Raw genomic sequence first — 16,635 nt, forward strand, 5'->3', positions numbered from 1 at the left:
ATGAAGGTGGAAGACGTGCTCGAGATCCTGTCCATTCCGCTGCTGGCCATCATCCCGGAGAGTGGGGAAGTGCTGCTCAGCTCAAACGTCGGAGCGCCAGTGACCCTGGGCAGCCCCACAAGTGCACCAGCTCAAGCCTACCTTGACGCGGCCCAGCGGCTGAAGGGCGAGGGTTCCGTCATCGTCCCTTCGGGCGACAAGCCCCATCTGCTGCGCAGGCTGTTCACCCGACGAGCGGCATAGACCTGCTCGAGGGTTTTGCAACAGTGAGATCAGAAGCTGTGGTGCAGAATATATTCTGAAGCGAACTCACGAAGAATTTGGATAAGCAGCATCAAGAATACTCAATCTTGACCCCACATCTGCAAGTTCTTAGATCATCATCTTTCATGTTCACAATCAGCATCTACAATGAAGCATAATTCAAAGCCTTTCTTGGTTGAGATCAAGAAGTCCCGCGTTCCAGGTCAGCGCACCCATCTCCCGCCAAGACGTTTGCTTGCAACAACCCTAGCTGAGGTCACAAAAGTCTTCCGGAAGGAAGAGCCTCAAGTGGTGCCTGAGCCATCTGCCGCCCCACGCATTCTGCCGAGCATCGTCGAGCCTGTATGGAGCGGTTCAGAGCCCGTTGGAACTGCGCGCCGTAAGCGCTCTTCGTTGACCGGCAGGCAGAAACAGATGGAGTTTGATCTGTTGGCGACGACCTCTGAGCATGTTGAAGACGTACACGCAAGAGCGCAGTTGAGTGCTCAAGCCGTGTCGCAGATGGACACTGTTTTTGGTGATTCAGAAGAAGCGTTGCGTGCCCATGACATTCAGCCCGCACGAACTGAGCGTGTGAAGGCTGACTCGCGGAAGCGCCGGAGGGCCTCTAAAGAGGCTGAACAGGAGACAGTATCCGAGCCAGATCCGGAGACAGAGATGACTGAACCCTCAATGGCTTCGTCGAAGGCAGCTCAACGCAGGTTAACAAAGCGTCTGGCTGCCGCGGCTCAACTCCCGCGTCATGAGCGCTGGAAGGGCCGCCTTCATCCCACTGCGTGGTGAATTCATTACTCCACCAAGCTTGGATATTCATCTCGCAAAGCCGTAATGACGTCTGCCGGTGGTACGCCACGATGCCATAGGACATAGACCGTGCGATAGCGCGGCGGCGCAAGGCCAGCGGCCTGGCACACCGCAACAGCCTGATCGTGCGCCCTGCGAATGGTGCCAAACGGCGCCGTTTCGCCATGCTTCCAAGCCGAGGAGCGACAGCTCAGGATAGCGCGCCAGATGATGACCAACTTCAGATGTGGAAAGCTGCGGCCCTTGCGCGTGGTCTTCGGCTTGGACGGCAATCTCGGCACATTCTTCGCGCGCTCTCGGGCAAGTACAAAGCGGCGGCGAAGAGCGCGGTGAAGGAGATCGTGACCCTCATCATCCAGACTTGCGCCACGCTGCTCCGCATCGCGCAAAGCCGTCCTCAATCTTGCGATCCGCCAAGCCGGAATGGTTTCGAAGGGTGCAGCGTTCATCTCGTTCCGTGATTGGATCGTGTCGTGACCGTCTATCTGAACTCGGCCTCCGATCACCGGACAACCGGATTGCTCCCTTCGAGCCTCGGAACAAGGGCTGCTCGCATTACCATGTCGTCCCTCTCGCAAGTATCATCGTATAGTCTGATATGCGTGGCGAAGACGCTGACCCGCTGTTTCTCGACAATGATCAGTACCTGACACAGCGCCAGATCCGCGAGGAGAGGTCCGACGGCGGCTGAACGTCAAACAATATTGCATCTTTCAGGGTTGCCTTGTCCTTTCTCCGCCATATACGAATGAAAGCCTTCCTCAATTCCTTTCATTCTCAGGGTTTCATGACCGTCCGCCGCCGATTTCTCCTCGCCTCGTCCCTGGCCCGCCTCATCCAGCGCGAAAGAGGCGGCCTGCGCCTGATCGAAGGCTTTTTCCCGGAACAGCGGGACCGGAATTCCTGGGTTCGCCTGGAGGAGAACAGAGGTCTGCTGATCCTCCGGACAGCCGGTCCGCATGGAGAGTCCGAGGAGGTCGAGGTGCCGGTGGGACACGCCCATGCGCTGCTCGATGTCTGCGCCGGCGAGATCGACTACACCCGCACAAGGCTCCGGATCGGCGACCGTGATGCCCTTATCGACCAGTTCAACCGGCCTCGTGAGCTACATTTCGTGACGGTGGAGTTTGACAGCGAAGCCGAGGGCAGGGGGTTCCACCCGCTTCCGTGGTTTGGTCCTGAGATCACAGCCGAGACCCGCTATAGCAATCACGCAATTGCCCTGAGAGGCGTCGAACAATACCAGGATGTCCCCCTGTCCCATGAGGCGCTTAACAGCTTGCTTGACACCCTAGAGAACCGCGTCCCGGTTCAGCCGCGGGTGCCTGTCAAGCGTCCCGCCGCCAAGCAGCGAACGGTCAACAAGGATCTGGCTGGCCCGGCACAAGGGGGCGGCCGGGCCGCCCAGGTCAACCTCGACGACATCGAGGCGGCGATGATGGCCGAGATGGAGCGCACGTTGCAGAAGGGCAAACCCGAGTAAAGGTCTGCCGGTCGGATGCCTGACGCTCGCTCGCCTATCCGGCGCCATCTCGTGCTCTACCGACGCAACCGGGAGCAGGGTAGGGCGCGGTTCTTCAGCCTGATGATCGAGCGCGACCTGTTCGGAACGATCCGGCTGGTCCGGAACTGGGGTCCGGTCGGATCCAAAGGTCAGGAGAAGGTCGACATCTTCCCCACTGAGGCGGGAGCTGCTCGGGCGCTGGAAGGCTGGGCCAAGACCCAGCGGCAGAAGGGCTTTACCGATCTGTGACGCGGTGGGCAGCTCACGAGCCACAGCAGATTCTTTTGTTAAGCAGGTCACGGATGGCGGTCGTTTCCGCTGTTGGAGTGGCGCAGCCTCAGTCGCTGTCCGCCACGTCCACACACTCGCCGTTTTGAAGATCGTGGAAGCTGACGCGCACTTTCGCGATATGGCTGATCCGGTCAGGCGGAGCGCCTAGGCCAAGGGACGGGTTCATCTCGCCCGTCATGCATTCATTGCTCCCGGCCAATCTGAGTTGGACCGGGCGGCGGCGCAGATGCGCCTCGAACTCATGGATGGCCCGCAGGTCTGTCGCATCGACATCAGCATCAATGCGACAGACCTGTTTGCCATCGATACCGGAGGCGATCTGCGCCTCTTCCAGCAGAGGAGCAAGCTCCGTGGGCCATTCAACCATAGGGTTCTGATGAATCGGCATGCGGCACCCTCACTCAACACTTTGGCCTCCGGCCAGGCCTGATGTGAGTAAGAAGGAGCCAAGCTCACGAGTTCCACAGCTACCTCTATCGGGTAAACACTGACGAACACGCTCTCAGTGGCGTGCATCCGGGCCTTGCATAGGTGTGTCCTGCCCCTGGATTGTCAGGACGCCATCTGCCACCAGGTCCAGCCTGACGCGGGCGGTACGCTCCAGAACGACTGACAAGGTCCCCGACCTGAGGAAAGCAGGCCTCCGTGCTGTTGGGCCAGGCACAATCCTTGGCTCATTGTCGTTCGATGGCGCCGGCGGCACTGGCCGCCTGTCAATCTGTCGCTTGCACATGACTTCCCCCTGATCCCAGTAGGGAGATTATCAGGCCTGCATTGCGTGAGGATGTCATCGCCTGTTGCGACCGCGACATGGGACAGCCGCGACCGTCAGGGTCGCTCCGCCGGATTGAGCTTCAGAAACAGATGAGCTGCCAAAAGGGCATCGTTCAACGCATCGTGCGCGTCACGCAGGTGAGCAATGCTGATACCCGCTTGCGCACAGGCGTGACGGAGCTTGCCTGGCAGGCCCGCGCGCTTCGCCAGAGCCATGGTGCATAAGAAGCGCTCCCGTGAGTACGTCGGCCGTGCCGCACGCTCGAACTCCCGTCTGAGAGTGTTGTACTCATAGGCGTAGTTGTGCGCAACAATTCTGTCATCACCGACGAAGTCGATCAGATCGTGGATGACGTGCTCGAAGTATGGCTCCTGCTGCAAGTCAGCCAATGAGATACGATGGACCGCATAGCAGAACGGGCTCATGGCTGAGCGTGGTTTGACCCTGCGGACAAAGGAATGAGGAGAGATTGTCGCGCCGACGACCTCAACAGCAGCAATTTCGATGATGTGATCATAAGATTGGGCAGTTTCGACGTCGATGACGACGTGCCGGTCTAATTGCTTCATTGTTCAATATTGTCGGTATGTCTGGCTGATCGAGATGGAAGCAACCCCCTGAAGAATGTCTGCGGTCAATGCTATAGCAGCAACGGCTGGGGCGCCAGCTTGTGATCATGGTTGCAAGCCTCGCGCAAGCTTAACCTGCTATCAAGATCCTCGGCGCACTGTGTCGGCTCCACACAAGGAGACGGCACATGAGCGAATGGCATCAGCGCGACCACGATCCGGTGACCGAAGAACAGCTCGTCCGAGCGGTGCACATCCTCGCCGACATCGTCGAAGCAAACGGCCCAGCTTTCCGCCCGCTGTATCAGGACGTGCGGCAGCAGCTGGCAGATCTGCGCCTCCAGCAGCAGGCGGAAGCGGCTGCGACCGCCAGAGCCACTCAGGACAGCTCTAAGGTTGCCTGAGCCTCGGGAGCGTGAGCATCTCGTACGGGAGCTAATTATCGCGCGCCGGGAAATCCGTAGCGCTCAGAAAGACCTTGGGCCTTAGCCACACTACGTGCTCAGATCGACCCTGCAAAGAGGGCTCTCGCTGAACGTGGCCCAGTGCGGTGGGGCGATGGTGCGCCGGGTTGCAACCGTCAGCTTGTAAGAGACACGCCATATGCCGAATGATTTTCCTCGCTCGGCTCGAACTCAGATACCGGCCGCTCGGCGAGAACCTACCGATTGGTGCCCGGATTCAAGTTCCAGAATCTTTGTTCAGTGCAGTTTTCCCATGGCCGCTCGAAAGAACTGCTGCATCCATAGTTGGTCTGATCGTTCCTGGCACCGAGACATCTGCTCGTAGTTGACATCAACGTTTGCAGTGTGGGTTCCGCGGCTTTCGTGTCACTCGTAAGCCGGGCAGGGGCCGTCGCAAGTGGACAGATCCCCAGTCTAACCCTCTGTTTACGGTTTGCTCGCAGAGTCACGACACTGCCGGAATCAGCTCGGCCAATCACCTCCCAGTTGCGTAAGAGATCATGCATTCGACCCGTAAACCGCCCTTCGCCCCACCACCCCTTTCCGGAGAAGAAGATCCCCGTAGGATCACCAACGTCGTGCGGTTGCGGCAGGATCGAAGGGATGCCGAAGGCAGCCCAGCACAGGACGGTGACGAGCCGCCGTGGAGGCAGGCCTTTGTTCTTGCCGAGGGGGTGAAGGCCACACGCACCCCGGATAAGGTCATTCGAGCCCGCAACGGCCATGTAGAACCCCCGCCCACGCAGCCGGAACACCCAGCTCCCGCTGTCAACTCGACGATTGAGCACATCCGCCCCGTACCCGACGAAGGGACCGGTGGGGCATCGGAGCCGGCTGTCAGAAGTCAGATCGATCAATTGCGGTCAGCGTTGGCCTCCGAGGATCCGGTTTCCGAACGACTGGCGTCACTCGCCGACAGAGAAGCTGCCCTGTCTAAAGCGGGCTGCGGAGAGAAGGCCGGTTCGGCGCGCCGGATGATCGAAACGGCGACACGGCTTCCGTTGTCACAACAAGCTACTGCTGCCGATGAGACTCCGCACCCGAAACAATGCCTGGAGACCCAACCGGAACTGGCCGCCACTCCCTTCAGCTTGACGTCAGGAGCCGTCTCGTTCTCGTGGCAGGGACTGTCATACGGAATGACTGGCGTCGGTTCAGCGGGGGATCTGGACGCCGTGTCCATGGCCCCTACCGATTGGCAGATCCTGGAGGCCGCCGACGTCGTCATCGAGACCACCAACGACAGCCAAGCGGATCCGGATGGAGCTTCCGAAGCGGAGTATTGCGCCACTATTGAAGCGGCGCTTCCATCCGAGCAAACCCAGGAAACGGCCGCCGCGGCTGGGACCGCCGTTGTGGATGGAGAGGCGGCTTCAGCGGTTCAAGGTGCCAGCGTGTCGGATCCTACCGAGGAGGAGGTCGATCTCGGATACCTCGCTCTCTACGAGGATCTCCTGCCGGCGGCGAGCAAGAAACCGTCGCGGATGGAGAAGGTTGCCCTTGAGCCTCAACTGGACCCGGTGGTCGGCTCTGTTCCTGCCATGGTGCCTGATGCGGAAGTCGACCCGGTTCAGGAGGGGACTGAGGAGGTGCCCATATCCGACGCTGTGACAGACCTGAGCCAGGCAGAGGTTACCCTGCAACCGCTTCATCAGGCTGGCTTGGTTGTGGATCTCCCCAAAATCGCTCCGGCGACGTGGGGGCATCCGATCTCCCGCCCACGTGCACCTGACGATTGGTTATATCAGAAGCCGGACGTCGCATTCCTGGCCGAGCCGCCGGAACGCGAAGGACCGGAGCTGACCGAGGACATCCTGGAAGAGACGGCAGGGCGATTGGAGAAGGTTATCCGCGACTTCGGCGTGAAGGGCGAAGTCATCCATGTTCATCCCGGCCCGGTGGTAACGCTCTACGAATTCGAGCCTGCCCCCGGCATCAAGTCATCTCGCGTCATCGCACTCTCAGAGGATATCGCGCGCTCGATGAGTGCCGTTTCCGCGCGTGTGGCGGTGATCCCGGGCCGCAATGCCATTGGGATCGAGTTGCCGAACGAGACCCGCGAAACGGTGTACCTGCGTGAGCTGCTTGCCTCAGATGATTTCGAGGTCTCGCAGCACAAGTTGCCCCTCTGTCTCGGCAAGACCATCGGCGGTGAAGCCGTCATCGCGGATCTCGCCCGCATGCCGCATCTTCTGGTGGCCGGCACCACCGGCTCGGGCAAGTCGGTGGCGATCAACACCATGATCCTGTCGCTGCTCTACCGCTTCACACCGGAAGAATGTCGCCTGATCATGGTGGACCCGAAGATGCTGGAGCTGTCCGTCTATGACGGCATCCCGCACCTGCTCACACCCGTGGTCACCGAGCCAAAGAAGGCGATCATCGCCTTGCGCTGGGCGGTACGCGAGATGGAGGACCGCTACAAGAAGATGGCGAAGCTGGGCGTGCGCAACATCGACGGCTTCAACGCCCGTGTGAGTGAGGCGAGAGCAAACGGTGAGGTCATCACGAGAACGGTTCAGACCGGCTTCGACAAGGCCACAGGGGAACTGACGTATACCGAAGAGGTCATGGACCTTACATCGCTGCCCTACATCGTGGTGATCGTTGACGAGATGGCCGACCTGATGATGGTGGCCGGCAAGGAGATCGAGGGCGCGATCCAGCGCCTGGCCCAGATGGCCAGGGCGGCCGGCATTCACGTGATCCTGGCGACGCAGCGCCCAAGCGTGGACGTGATCACCGGCACGATCAAGGCGAACTTCCCGACCCGGATCTCGTTCCAGGTCACGTCGAAGATCGACAGCCGCACGATCTTGGGCGAAATGGGCGCCGAGCAGCTCTTAGGGCAAGGCGACATGCTGTACATGGCGGGCGGCGGGCGTATCGCTCGCGTGCATGGCCCCTTTGTTTCGGACGTGGAGGTCGAACGGATCGTTGCTCACCTCAAGCGACAGGCCAAGCCCGTCTACGTGGAGGCGGTCACAGCCGAGGACGAGGAGGTGGAGGTGGAGGAACTTCCGGTCTTCGACGAGAGTGAGATGGGGCTTGGATCGGGCGAGTTATTCGACCAGGCGGTCTCGATCGTGCTGCGGCACAAGAAGGCCTCGACCTCGTACATCCAGCGCCGCCTGCAGATCGGCTACAACCGGGCGGCCTCGCTCATGGAGCGCATGGAGAAGGAGGGCATTGTCGGTCCGGCAAACCATGCTGGCAAGCGCGAGATCCTCATCGGAACGGGTGGAGCGGACGAGGAGTGAGGCACTGGCAGCAGACCGGACTGGCACACGCGAACGAGCATCGGCTCAGCCTCTAGCAGTCGGTGTAGCCTGCCGGATCTCATCTCGTTTCCACACCGTGCCCTCGGGAAGCCTTTGGTGCTCCCGAGGGCTTCCATTTTAGGGATGCCTTCTTCAAAACGTGAAATGCTTGTGTCGCGTGCACACCGCGCAAAGCCCGATTCCGGGAGATTGAGGCAAGGACCTCGTGTGGTCGTCCCAAGTGAAGCGCCACAGCCAATCGATCGCCAAAGGTTAGTCTATGCCGTAGACTGGCAAAGCCCTGCTTGAAGCTTCTGAGACAGGTGCGACGAAGACCAGGCCATCAGGCGCCGGAGCCGACTTGAGCCGTGGATCACATGGTTGTCTTCAACGGCGTGACAGTGTTATCAGGAGCCCGACTTGTGCCGGATTTTGGATGGGCTTAGCCCGCCTGCCTATCCCGTTCGAAATACGGGATGTTGCTATAAACGACCTCTCAACACATTTGCGAAAAGCTGAGTAAAGCGCCACCCTCGAGGGATCCTGGCCTATGATCAGTCTGCGTCTTTTCGCCTGCGGAATAGTATTCCTGTTTCTTTCTACATGTTCGGGATCGGCTGAACCTGATTTTAACGTCACCGAGATCGACGTGGATTGGCAGCTTGCCTCGCTCCCCCCTGCCACCTGATCTTGAGCCGATCACCACATCCACTATTCTTGAGATTGCTTCTCTTCCCCGTGCTCTCAAAGACCGGTCCACGTACCTGCCTGCCATCGCCGAAATGGCCGCAGCCAACGGGGTGCCGCCGGCCCTTGTTGACGCGGTGGTGCGGATTGAGAGCCGGTACGATCCGGCTGCCGTTGGCAGCATAAGTGAGATTGGGCTCATGCAGGTCAGACCCAAGACAGCCGCGCCGCTGGGGTTTGAGGGATCCTCCGCCGAACTGGCTGAGCCGAAAACCAATCTCCGCTACGGTGTGGGGTACCTCGCTAAAGCTTGGCGACTGGCCGATGGCAGCCTGTGTCGCGCACTGATGAAATACAGGGTCTGTTTTAGAACCAGAGTTTGCTATGAAATCAACAAAAGGAGCGCTGCCTGACGATGGCAGCGCTTTCTAATGTTGTCCGGCCCGGCTTCAGGTTATTGAGCTGTCTTCTTCATCGGTTCACGAAGCTCTTCAGGGAGAGGCTCTGACTCTGGAGGAGGGTTGGCCTCCCTTGCGGCCTTCAGGAGGCCTGACGTCTCCAGCGAGCGGCTGAGAGCGACAATGACATCGTCAGCAGCCGACATGTTACTTTCCTTCAGGGTCCCCCGGGATTGATCCAGCATATCGAGCACCGCCTCGACCTGCTGACTTGCGAGCGGCACCTCAAGGTTCGACTGGAAGCCATTGAGAGCGATATAGCGCCACTCATAAGTAAACTCGGTAGTCACCTCGGGCCCAAACCAAGTCGGGATCTCGAAGGCCTCTGCCTGCTGGTTGTCATCAAATTCAACGGTGATGAGATCAAAGCTGCTGGGATATACAACGCGATCAAGCTGTATCTTGTGGCTCAGGCCGCTTTGTGGTGGCAGATGGAGGCGGTCATAGGAGATCTGCCCAATGCACAGACTGAACAGTGCCTCGGCATGTTCCCGTGGAAGCGGCGCTAGCTTTTCTAACAGGTTTCTTTCTGGATCCTGTCCTGACAGCACAAAGTGAGCCTGGTCCGCCTCCAACCGAACAAGTTGGTCTTTGCCGGGTTGGGATGAGAGATAGCCCTCTACGACTTGGCGGTCGACGCCTCGCTCTCGCGAAATGAGGCGAGCAATGCATGGAGAAATAAGGAAGCGTCGAGCATTCTTCATGGGAGCACCTGCAAATTGATATGACTATGAAACGCAGGACACATGGTCTGCTCGAACCTGTTTACAAATGTTTACCATAACATTTTGAGGGATTGAGATCTGTCGCGCTCCAATTGCTCAGTCAGCTGTGGTGCGGTCCTCCTCATTCAGTGGATGCAGATCGCGGACCATCTGGTGAAGGCGGGAGGTGTCGAGATGGGTGTATATCTGGGTGGTCTCAATGCCCGCATGCCCGAGCAACTCCTGCAGCACACGCAGGTCGGTGCCGCCCGAATGCATGTGGGTGGCAAAGGCATGCCGCAGCACGTGAGGCGACACCCGCTCGGCGCTGGCCAGCCCGGCCGCCTCAGCCGCTTCCTTGATCTCGAGCAGCGCGGCCTGGCGTGTGAGGGCCTTCGCTCCGTTGCGCACCGCGTGGAACAGCCACTGGGTCGGCTTTCCCCCGGAATATGCAGCTGCCAGCTTCTGCCAGTGCGCGACAGCTTCGATAGCCCGCTCGTGCAGCGGGACCAGCCGCTGCTTATCGCCCTTGCCGCGCACCAGCAGCATACGGGTGCCAGGTGGCGCAGCATCGGAAGGCAGGGACAAAGCCTCGCTGATGCGCATGCCGGAGGCATAGAGGGTCTCGAATAGGGCAGCCCGCCGGGCATAGCCGGCCTGACGGTACAGCCCGACAGAGGGATCGGCTGCCAGCGTGTGGGCGGTCTCCAGGAGAGCTTCCGTCTCGGCAACGGACAGCACGAAAGGCAGCTTCCGGGACTGTTTCATGGCGGACAGATGGGAGGTAGGGTCGCGGGAGCCGAGTTCCTCGGCGATCAGGAACTTGTGCAAACCACGCACCACCGTGATGCGTCGGGCAATAGTGGAACCGGCATAGCCGCGCTGATCGAGAGCCGCGATGTAGTCCCGCATCTGCTCCAGGCCGACAACGTCCAGGTCGAGGCTGTTCTCGTCGAGCCAGGCAAGGTAGCAGTTCAGATCGTCGGTGTAGGTGTCGATGGTGCCAGCAGACGCGCCGAGCTCTGTGGCTAAGGCATCGAGCCAGAGCTGAGCCAGCCGTTGATTGGTGCGCATCGGATCCTCCTGGTTGGTAGGAGCATGGCACAGCACCTGTTGCAAACTTCTTGTCAAAATTCTTATTATGCAATTTGTTATAACAGGCTATATTTGATAGGCAGCCCGAAGCCCCGCGGACCCAACCGGATCAGATTCTTAGGAGGCCTCTCCACCTCATCCGATGTTAGCTCTAGTTTGGTAAACCCCAAACTTGTAGTGCGATCTCCTCCAGAATTGGCTGCGATCAGACGCGATGCTAGACTCTCGACCATGACACAGATGGCCGACGAGATCCGCACCCTCATTGCTGATCTGTACGATGATCCTGAGAACTTCCTGAAGACGCCGCACCAGTGGTTCGGCGGGCGTTCTCCGAACGAGTTAATGGCGACCGAGGCAGGCCAGTTCGTACTCCTGAAGTTCCTCCGCGGCGAAGACCATATACCACCCATTGAAATAGACAGGGGCTTCAAGTCCTACACCGCAGCGAACACTGACCACCTTGTTGACCAAGCGATTGCCCGTCTCGAAGGGCAAATCGAGCAGCTCAAGTTCCTCAAAGGATCTGGACCGGAGATCGCCACGGTCATCGGGAGAGCACAAGAGGTCTTCGGGGAGCGGGGCCTGAGCTGGTTGGTCAGGCCTAATCAGGTGCTGCAAGCAACGCCTCTGGATCTGATGAGTCAGGGTAAGACGGACCGGGTTCTCCGGCTTCTCGTCCAGATCGAGCATGGGATCTACCCATGAGCGCGCACGAGCGACTATCTCTGGGTACCTCGGTGATCCGCTGTTCAGATCGCAAGTGATAAATCGGCAAATCATTAGAGACGCCCAAGGCATCGACAATATTCCCGGATCTAAGAGATCAATGGAGCCTCGTACTGATATGACCATGTCATTAGTAGACGAGCTGATAGCAGCCGGTGAGGTGCGGAAAGCCGAGTTGGTCGAGTTGGCTGGTGGGCTCTACATGCCCTCGTACGTCGCCGCGATCCTCAAAGTACCCGAGCAATTAGTCGAGCAGCGGCGTAAGGCGGGGGAGCTTATCGCTGTCGAGACAGGACAAGGCTACCGCTATCCGGCCTGTCAGTTCACGCCGCACGGGATCGTGACGGGCCTCCCCGAGGTCTTGGCAATGATGGCGATCCGGCACGACTGGATGCGGCTTGAATGGCTCCTGGTCCCGGATGAGGCGCTGGAAGGGCTTTCCCCGCTTGAGGCTCTGAAAGCAGGGCGCCTCGAGGACGTCATCGACATCGCTCGGGATCATGAAGAACAGGATCCGACACAGGTGCTGTCAACAGAGGACACCTCGGGTGACATTACGACCCTCCTTGCAGACGATCTTGACGATGAGGCTCCTCGGGAAGTGGAACACGGCCCGCAATCTTTGAATCGGCCGCTCGACGATACCAGGAAGGGCGTCCTCGTCATGAAGGGATCCGGCCTTGGGCCCCTGGTCAGCCTGGAGGAGGGTAAAGCGCTGCTGGACGAAATCACAGTCGATGATGACTCAACAGACTGGGCCGCATCCGAACTCCTCACTGCTGACCGCATGGTGGAGGAGCTCAGTATCTCCGCCGCGACGCTCGATCTGTGGCGAGATAATGGGACGGTCATTGCCTTCCGCAAAGACGCCCATGAGCTCGTCTATCCGGCGCGCCAGTTTGAGCACTCCCGACCGATCGAAGGACTCGACCGGGTTGCGGGGTACTTCCCGTCCCCTGAGGAGGCGTGGGAGTGGTTGGTCACGCCCAATCAGTACACCGATAGTGCAGCGCCGATCGACCGGCTGCGGTCAGGGCACATCGAAGAGGTCGTTCGGGCTGCGGAAGGTGCGAATGACTACCAGTGAGGATACGAATGCAAAGCGGGACGACACGATTGTCTCGGATCCTGAAATCCTGGGTGGCATGCCGGTCATCAAGGGCACACGGGTCTTGGTCTATGACGTGGCTGCATCCGTGAATGCAGGCATCCCGCGGGATCGTATTCTGACAGCCTACCCCACCCTCAAGGAGCACCATCTGGATCTGGCCGTCGCTTACGCAGAAGCCAATCCATTGCAGGGTCGGGCTCGCGGGATTGCACCATGGGCAGGCGCAACTCCCGTGAGGTCTGGGCAGATACCGCGGAGGAAGGGATGATCGCCGAGCCCCAGGATCTTGAATACGGAGGACGTGAATGGTCCGAGCAGCTCAAGAGCGCGATCCGAGAGGCGGTCGCCGATGCTGCCATCCCTCAGACCATCAGCAGACTTCTTGTCAAAAGGCTTGTTATGCGAAATGTTATATAATAAAGATGTCTGAGGGGCACCCTTACCGCTTCAGAGCACTTGCCTTCAGCTTCGGATCCGTAATCCGGGCCAGATTGCGGTCATGCTCCTCGACAATCCGCTGCGCCTTGGCCGTGAGCGTCCTGCTGCTTGCAGCCGCTTTTGCCCGCACCCGTTCAACGAAGCTCGGGTCGAGCGTATTGCGCTGGCCAGTTGAGCCTGCAGATCTGGTGGCGGCTGCGCCACGAAGGATTTTCACGCCCATGAATAACCAAGCCTTGCTAGCCGCTTAAGCGGCTCTTCAAATATGGTGTTAATTCCCTCAGAGAGCAAGTTGATGACGCTCTCCAGGTCCGGGGCCTCCGCGGCCACCCGCTCCTCGCCCTCCACAACAACGACAAAGGCAGGCTCATCTTGCCCGGCCGTGAACACCGGAACGCACAGCGACCATGCGAGTTCCGGCCAGATCAGGCGTCGGCGCTGGCGGTTCGCCGGACCTGGAAGGATTTCCGTACCCTCCGCATCGTAAAGCAATCCGGCCACCTGGACGATTTCTGTAAAGGTGGGCTCTCGTCCCAACCAGGTTCGGCCGGCAAGCGAACCTTCCATCGGCAATAGCATCGCCTCATCGGTATGCTCCTCGTAGCCGATCCCGTGCCGGAGCCTGAGGGAGCGGTACAATCCAGCTTCTTTGATGGCGAGGGCGACCCGTATACGGCCTGTCAAAGTCCCCGAGGCGAAAATGCTTCCCTGCTCCTCCAGCACGGCACAGGTGAGCACATAAACGTCCCGGGCAGCTTCTCGCAGAACACCGGGCCCCTCCAGAAGCCGCTGCACAATGCGGGCTCGGGCATAATTGGTAGCCTCCGCGACTGCCCTTAGCGCGGCATCCGCTCCGATATCGAAGTCCAACACCTTCAGCTGGGTTTCCATCGGGACTAACTCGAGCCGGCCGACTGCCCGCTTGTTCAAAACGGAGGAGCCGAAGATCGCCGTTTTCACCGCAGCTCCAAGCCATCCTGTCGGCGAAACCGGATCGTTCAACGTGGTATCGATGATCTCGACGGCTATCGTCAGCGCGTCAGGGTCGAGCGCACGCTCCTCGTCGAAGGGCCAAGCCGGCAGATTCGACACGAGGCCACCGTCCAGAAAGACCGACGATCCGAATTCAAAGGGGCGGAAGATCACGGGAAGGCAAATCGAGGCCGCCACAGCATCGGCAACCAGGATATCCGGTGTCTGTTCGGGTGAGAACAGCCTGAGCTGACGTGCATTCAGGTCGGTGGCGACAATCTTCAAGGTTGGCCGGCCATCAACGCTGAAATCGGAGAAGAGAACATCACGTCCCGGTTCAGTGGGAAAAAGGCGCTCCTGCAACAGCTTCCGCAAGGCGTCCCGAAAGATATGCACACTCGACAGACCGCTGAGCAGCCAGAGGCCTCCAGTCACACCGACACTAATCCAAAAAGCCACTGCGAGTGCGACAGCCCATCGACCGTAATCATGGGCGACGAACAAAGAGCCAAACAGGGCGAGAAGCAGCAAGCTGACTGTCACCATCCGGCGGCGACCGGAGAAGGCTATTGCAGCAGAACGTAGAGCAGCAATCCGTGCCCATCCTCCCCGGCCGAAAATGTCGGTTGCCGCTCGGAATCTCGGACCAAGTAACGGCAGCAGTGTTGTGCCACGGACGGGATCAGCCATATCATCGGCATGCATTCCGGTCGCTCGCAAGGCTGCAATGATAGCACCGGCTGAGGTTCCTGCGAGCCCGCAGATGTTTGCTCCATATTCCTCAAGCGCCTTCAGTGCACCGATATGGACAAGGCCTTTTGCGCCTCCCCCTTCGAATGCGACGAACACGCGATCAACAGTCCTGTCCTGGGCAGGCTCGTCCTCCTGGATCATCAATCTATCGCCTCAGCCTCGGGACACGGTGCTTCAATAGGCTTGAACCGCCTGTAGGTAGCAGGACTCGGTAAAAACATCCCTTCAAACAAACAGGCCCATCCGCTTGGAAAATTTCCGGTAAAGAATTATGTGCTCTCGCATTCTCTCAGTTGCTTTCCTGTCAGGGATTGAGACCCGTTCCTCGCCGGAAAGCTTGTTACGATTAGCATAGGACAAGACACATGCCCGGCATCGCACGTCAGTTCGAGCCGCAGATCACCCGCAGTGGTGGAGCCCCGTCCAGATACCGCTTCGCCGCTCGATGCTCAGGCTGCCACAAGACGGACATCTACGAGGCCGGCAGGCCTGCCGGTGATGAGCTCGTCAAAGGCTACTTCAAAGAGCGCGGCTGGCTTCTCGGACGCGACCGGGCCCATGACCTGTGTTCGGCTTGCCTGACAAAACCCCGAGAGGTTCAGCAGTCTCGGACGTCCAACGGCGCAGGACCCCAAACGTCGCCAGATACTGCACCCTCTTCAAGTGGCGTGAGCGTCCCAGCGGACAGGCGGTCCCGGGATACGGCTGATATCCTGGCCCGCCACTTGGGCAAGCCTGAAGCGCTCGCTGCGGAGGTCTTCCGCTCCAAGCCCGTGCAGTCCCCTCGCCTCTCCGCTCCGGAGGCGCCCCCACAGACCGGATCAGCCCCCGCCCTGTCACGCGAGGTGGAACAGGCCCTGACAGGAATGGCCGCAGAACTGAGAGGCCTTCGCTCGACCATGGAAGGCATGGCGGAGCAGATGAGCAAGCTGGTGGCTCTCGGCGGTCAGCGGATCGAGGCCATCGCGCGGCTCGCACCCTTGATGGTTCACTCGGCTGACGAGATTGCCGGCGGCCTGCGGGAGGTTGTCAGCGCGATCCAGTCCATCCCGAGCGCCTCCCCACCTGAGCGAGAGGCCTCCAAGACCAAAGAGCCGCTCACACGAGAGGCTGAACCGGTTGAACAGCAGGATCCAGAACTCAGCTCAGATCCAGAACCTCTGACGGCGTCCAGGGCAAAAGAGCGCTCGAGGGCGAGCCCACGTTCGACAAAAACCGAGACTCAAGTCCGGCGGACCAGCTCCGCGGCCCTTGTGGTGAAGTCGATTCCAGACGCGAAGCGCTCGGATCGGTTCTACACCTCCATCCGCCTGCCGCGGGATCTGTGGGACCAGGCCGGCTTCGGCCCGGACGACCGTCTCCTGCTGGACTGGAGCGGCAAAACCCTGACGATCGAGCGTGTAGCTGAGGGTGGCGTAAAGCCTAAGGCGGTCGGGAGCAGCTCTGTGGTCCTCCAGTCCTGGAAGCTCGGAAACCTCAACCTTGACCAGCCAAAGGTCACCGGCGCTGACGGATCGCTGCGCCTAACAGGAGGGCGTAAGCCGACGTGAGGCTTGATCCTTGGGTGACGTGCGGGCGCGCGAGCCTCAACCACGCCATCCAGAGGTAGACTCAACATGCCTCGAGACGGGATCTCGACAACTCCGATCCCAACGCGCCGCCGGAACGGGTCATCGGGTAGCCCAGGGGTTGCAGACAACTCGCATTTCATGTTCCCCGGCTGACACCAGATAGTCGACTGGGGTGTGGACGTGACC

At 59.8% G+C, this 16,635-nt stretch carries 16 protein-coding genes and 1 pseudogene; 10 read left to right on the top strand and 7 right to left on the bottom strand.

All coding sequences use genetic code 11. The annotated features are described in order from the left end of the window. Positions 1–243: pseudogene (locus IC232_RS24380) on the top strand (septum site-determining protein MinD); the annotation flags it as partial. An 809-nt stretch (positions 244–1,052) separates the two neighbouring features. Here IC232_RS24380 and IC232_RS24385 read toward each other — a convergent pair. Next, entirely contained in the window at positions 1,053–1,517 is a 465-nt protein-coding gene (locus tag IC232_RS24385) for a hypothetical protein (protein WP_190847556.1), read from the bottom strand. A gap of 338 nt (positions 1,518–1,855) precedes the next feature. Between IC232_RS24385 and IC232_RS24390 the strand changes: the two genes are divergently transcribed. Both IC232_RS24390 and IC232_RS24395 read left to right on the top strand, forming a co-directional pair. Beyond that, on the top strand, positions 1,856–2,551 hold the full coding sequence (locus IC232_RS24390; RefSeq protein ID WP_190847557.1) for a hypothetical protein: 696 nt from the start codon (positions 1,856–1,858) through the stop codon (positions 2,549–2,551). 15 nt (positions 2,552–2,566) lie between these two features. Further along, complete coding sequence (locus tag IC232_RS24395) at positions 2,567–2,821, top strand: WGR domain-containing protein (protein WP_190847558.1); 255 nt, start codon at positions 2,567–2,569, stop codon at positions 2,819–2,821. An 88-nt stretch (positions 2,822–2,909) separates the two neighbouring features. Here the strand turns inward: IC232_RS24395 and IC232_RS24400 are convergent, their stop codons facing one another. Together IC232_RS24400 and IC232_RS24405 are read right to left on the bottom strand one after the other, a co-directional pair. Beyond that, positions 2,910–3,251 (bottom strand): hypothetical protein, encoded by a 342-nt coding sequence (locus tag IC232_RS24400; RefSeq protein ID WP_190847559.1) that lies wholly within the window; start codon positions 3,249–3,251, stop codon positions 2,910–2,912. A 440-nt stretch (positions 3,252–3,691) separates the two neighbouring features. Further along, positions 3,692–4,207, bottom strand: coding sequence for a 3'-5' exonuclease (locus tag IC232_RS24405; RefSeq protein ID WP_190847560.1), 516 nt, complete (start codon positions 4,205–4,207; stop codon positions 3,692–3,694). A gap of 188 nt (positions 4,208–4,395) precedes the next feature. On the opposite strand from IC232_RS24405, the gene IC232_RS24410 reads away from it, so the two are divergent. The 3 genes from IC232_RS24410 (at position 4,396) to IC232_RS33135 (ending at position 9,031) form a co-directional block, all read left to right on the top strand. Continuing rightward, a complete protein-coding gene (locus tag IC232_RS24410; protein ID WP_190847561.1) occupies positions 4,396–4,611 on the top strand; it encodes a hypothetical protein in 216 nt (71 codons plus the stop codon). 1,241 nt (positions 4,612–5,852) lie between these two features. Then, complete coding sequence (locus IC232_RS24415) at positions 5,853–7,931, top strand: DNA translocase FtsK (protein ID WP_246812382.1); 2,079 nt, start codon at positions 5,853–5,855, stop codon at positions 7,929–7,931. Between the two features lie 662 nt (positions 7,932–8,593). Then, a complete protein-coding gene (locus tag IC232_RS33135) occupies positions 8,594–9,031 on the top strand; it encodes a transglycosylase SLT domain-containing protein (RefSeq protein WP_312895230.1) in 438 nt (145 codons plus the stop codon). Positions 9,032–9,072: 41 nt separating this feature from the next. Here IC232_RS33135 and IC232_RS24425 read toward each other — a convergent pair whose 3' ends face one another. Together IC232_RS24425 and IC232_RS24430 are read right to left on the bottom strand one after the other, a co-directional pair. Beyond that, a complete protein-coding gene (locus tag IC232_RS24425) occupies positions 9,073–9,780 on the bottom strand; it encodes a hypothetical protein (protein WP_190847563.1) in 708 nt (235 codons plus the stop codon). Between the two features lie 117 nt (positions 9,781–9,897). Then, positions 9,898–10,854 carry a tyrosine recombinase gene (locus tag IC232_RS24430; protein WP_190847564.1) on the bottom strand — a complete coding sequence of 319 codons (957 nt, stop codon included), beginning with the start codon at positions 10,852–10,854 and terminating at the stop codon, positions 9,898–9,900. A gap of 261 nt (positions 10,855–11,115) precedes the next feature. Here IC232_RS24430 and IC232_RS24435 point away from each other — a divergent pair, with 261 nt between their 5' ends. From IC232_RS24435 to IC232_RS32570, 3 genes are all read left to right on the top strand, one after another. Further along, a complete protein-coding gene (locus IC232_RS24435; RefSeq protein WP_190847565.1) occupies positions 11,116–11,583 on the top strand; it encodes a Y4oB family protein in 468 nt (155 codons plus the stop codon). A 145-nt stretch (positions 11,584–11,728) separates the two neighbouring features. Continuing rightward, positions 11,729–12,691, top strand: a complete 963-nt coding sequence (locus IC232_RS32565) for a hypothetical protein (protein WP_246812383.1) — start codon at positions 11,729–11,731, stop codon at positions 12,689–12,691. Continuing rightward, positions 12,678–12,983 (top strand): DUF433 domain-containing protein, encoded by a 306-nt coding sequence (locus IC232_RS32570; RefSeq protein ID WP_246812384.1) that lies wholly within the window; start codon positions 12,678–12,680, stop codon positions 12,981–12,983. Before IC232_RS32565 ends, IC232_RS32570 begins: the two co-directional genes overlap by 14 nt. A 171-nt stretch (positions 12,984–13,154) precedes the next feature. On the opposite strand, the gene IC232_RS24450 is transcribed toward IC232_RS32570, so the two are convergent. Then, positions 13,155–13,376 (bottom strand): hypothetical protein, encoded by a 222-nt coding sequence (locus IC232_RS24450; RefSeq protein ID WP_190847568.1) that lies wholly within the window; start codon positions 13,374–13,376, stop codon positions 13,155–13,157. Further along, the gene (locus IC232_RS24455) at positions 13,367–15,019 is read right to left on the bottom strand and encodes a patatin-like phospholipase family protein (protein ID WP_190847569.1); all 1,653 of its coding nucleotides are present in this window, start codon (positions 15,017–15,019) and stop codon (positions 13,367–13,369) included. The genes IC232_RS24450 and IC232_RS24455 overlap by 10 nt, the downstream gene beginning before the upstream one ends. Positions 15,020–15,243: 224 nt before the next feature. Between IC232_RS24455 and IC232_RS24460 the strand changes: the two genes are divergently transcribed. Further along, positions 15,244–16,428, top strand: a complete 1,185-nt coding sequence (locus IC232_RS24460; protein ID WP_190847570.1) for a hypothetical protein — start codon at positions 15,244–15,246, stop codon at positions 16,426–16,428. Positions 16,429–16,635 lie beyond the last annotated feature (207 nt).

Source organism: Microvirga sp., assembly GCF_014699075.1.
In the GTDB taxonomy this organism is placed as follows: Bacteria; Pseudomonadota; Alphaproteobacteria; order Rhizobiales; family Beijerinckiaceae; genus Microvirga.

Bases quoted from the DNA above. Each gene is read 5' to 3' on its own strand.
- IC232_RS24385 (WP_190847556.1), bottom strand. From the start codon at position 1,517: ATGAACGCTGCACCCTTCGAAACCATTCCGGCTTGGCGGATCGCAAGA.
- IC232_RS24395 (WP_190847558.1), top strand. From the start codon at position 2,567: ATGCCTGACGCTCGCTCGCCTATCCGGCGCCATCTCGTGCTCTACCGA.
- IC232_RS32570 (WP_246812384.1), top strand. From the start codon at position 12,678: ATGACTACCAGTGAGGATACGAATGCAAAGCGGGACGACACGATTGTC.
- IC232_RS24405 (WP_190847560.1), bottom strand. From the start codon at position 4,207: ATGAAGCAATTAGACCGGCACGTCGTCATCGACGTCGAAACTGCCCAA.
- IC232_RS24390 (WP_190847557.1), top strand. From the start codon at position 1,856: ATGACCGTCCGCCGCCGATTTCTCCTCGCCTCGTCCCTGGCCCGCCTC.
- IC232_RS24450 (WP_190847568.1), bottom strand. From the start codon at position 13,376: ATGGGCGTGAAAATCCTTCGTGGCGCAGCCGCCACCAGATCTGCAGGC.
- IC232_RS24455 (WP_190847569.1), bottom strand. From the start codon at position 15,019: ATGATCCAGGAGGACGAGCCTGCCCAGGACAGGACTGTTGATCGCGTG.
- IC232_RS32565 (WP_246812383.1), top strand. From the start codon at position 11,729: ATGTCATTAGTAGACGAGCTGATAGCAGCCGGTGAGGTGCGGAAAGCC.
- IC232_RS24425 (WP_190847563.1), bottom strand. From the start codon at position 9,780: ATGAAGAATGCTCGACGCTTCCTTATTTCTCCATGCATTGCTCGCCTC.
- IC232_RS24410 (WP_190847561.1), top strand. From the start codon at position 4,396: ATGAGCGAATGGCATCAGCGCGACCACGATCCGGTGACCGAAGAACAG.
- IC232_RS24400 (WP_190847559.1), bottom strand. From the start codon at position 3,251: ATGCCGATTCATCAGAACCCTATGGTTGAATGGCCCACGGAGCTTGCT.
- IC232_RS24415 (WP_246812382.1), top strand. From the start codon at position 5,853: ATGGCCCCTACCGATTGGCAGATCCTGGAGGCCGCCGACGTCGTCATC.
- IC232_RS24430 (WP_190847564.1), bottom strand. From the start codon at position 10,854: ATGCGCACCAATCAACGGCTGGCTCAGCTCTGGCTCGATGCCTTAGCC.
- IC232_RS24460 (WP_190847570.1), top strand. From the start codon at position 15,244: ATGCCCGGCATCGCACGTCAGTTCGAGCCGCAGATCACCCGCAGTGGT.
- IC232_RS24435 (WP_190847565.1), top strand. From the start codon at position 11,116: ATGGCCGACGAGATCCGCACCCTCATTGCTGATCTGTACGATGATCCT.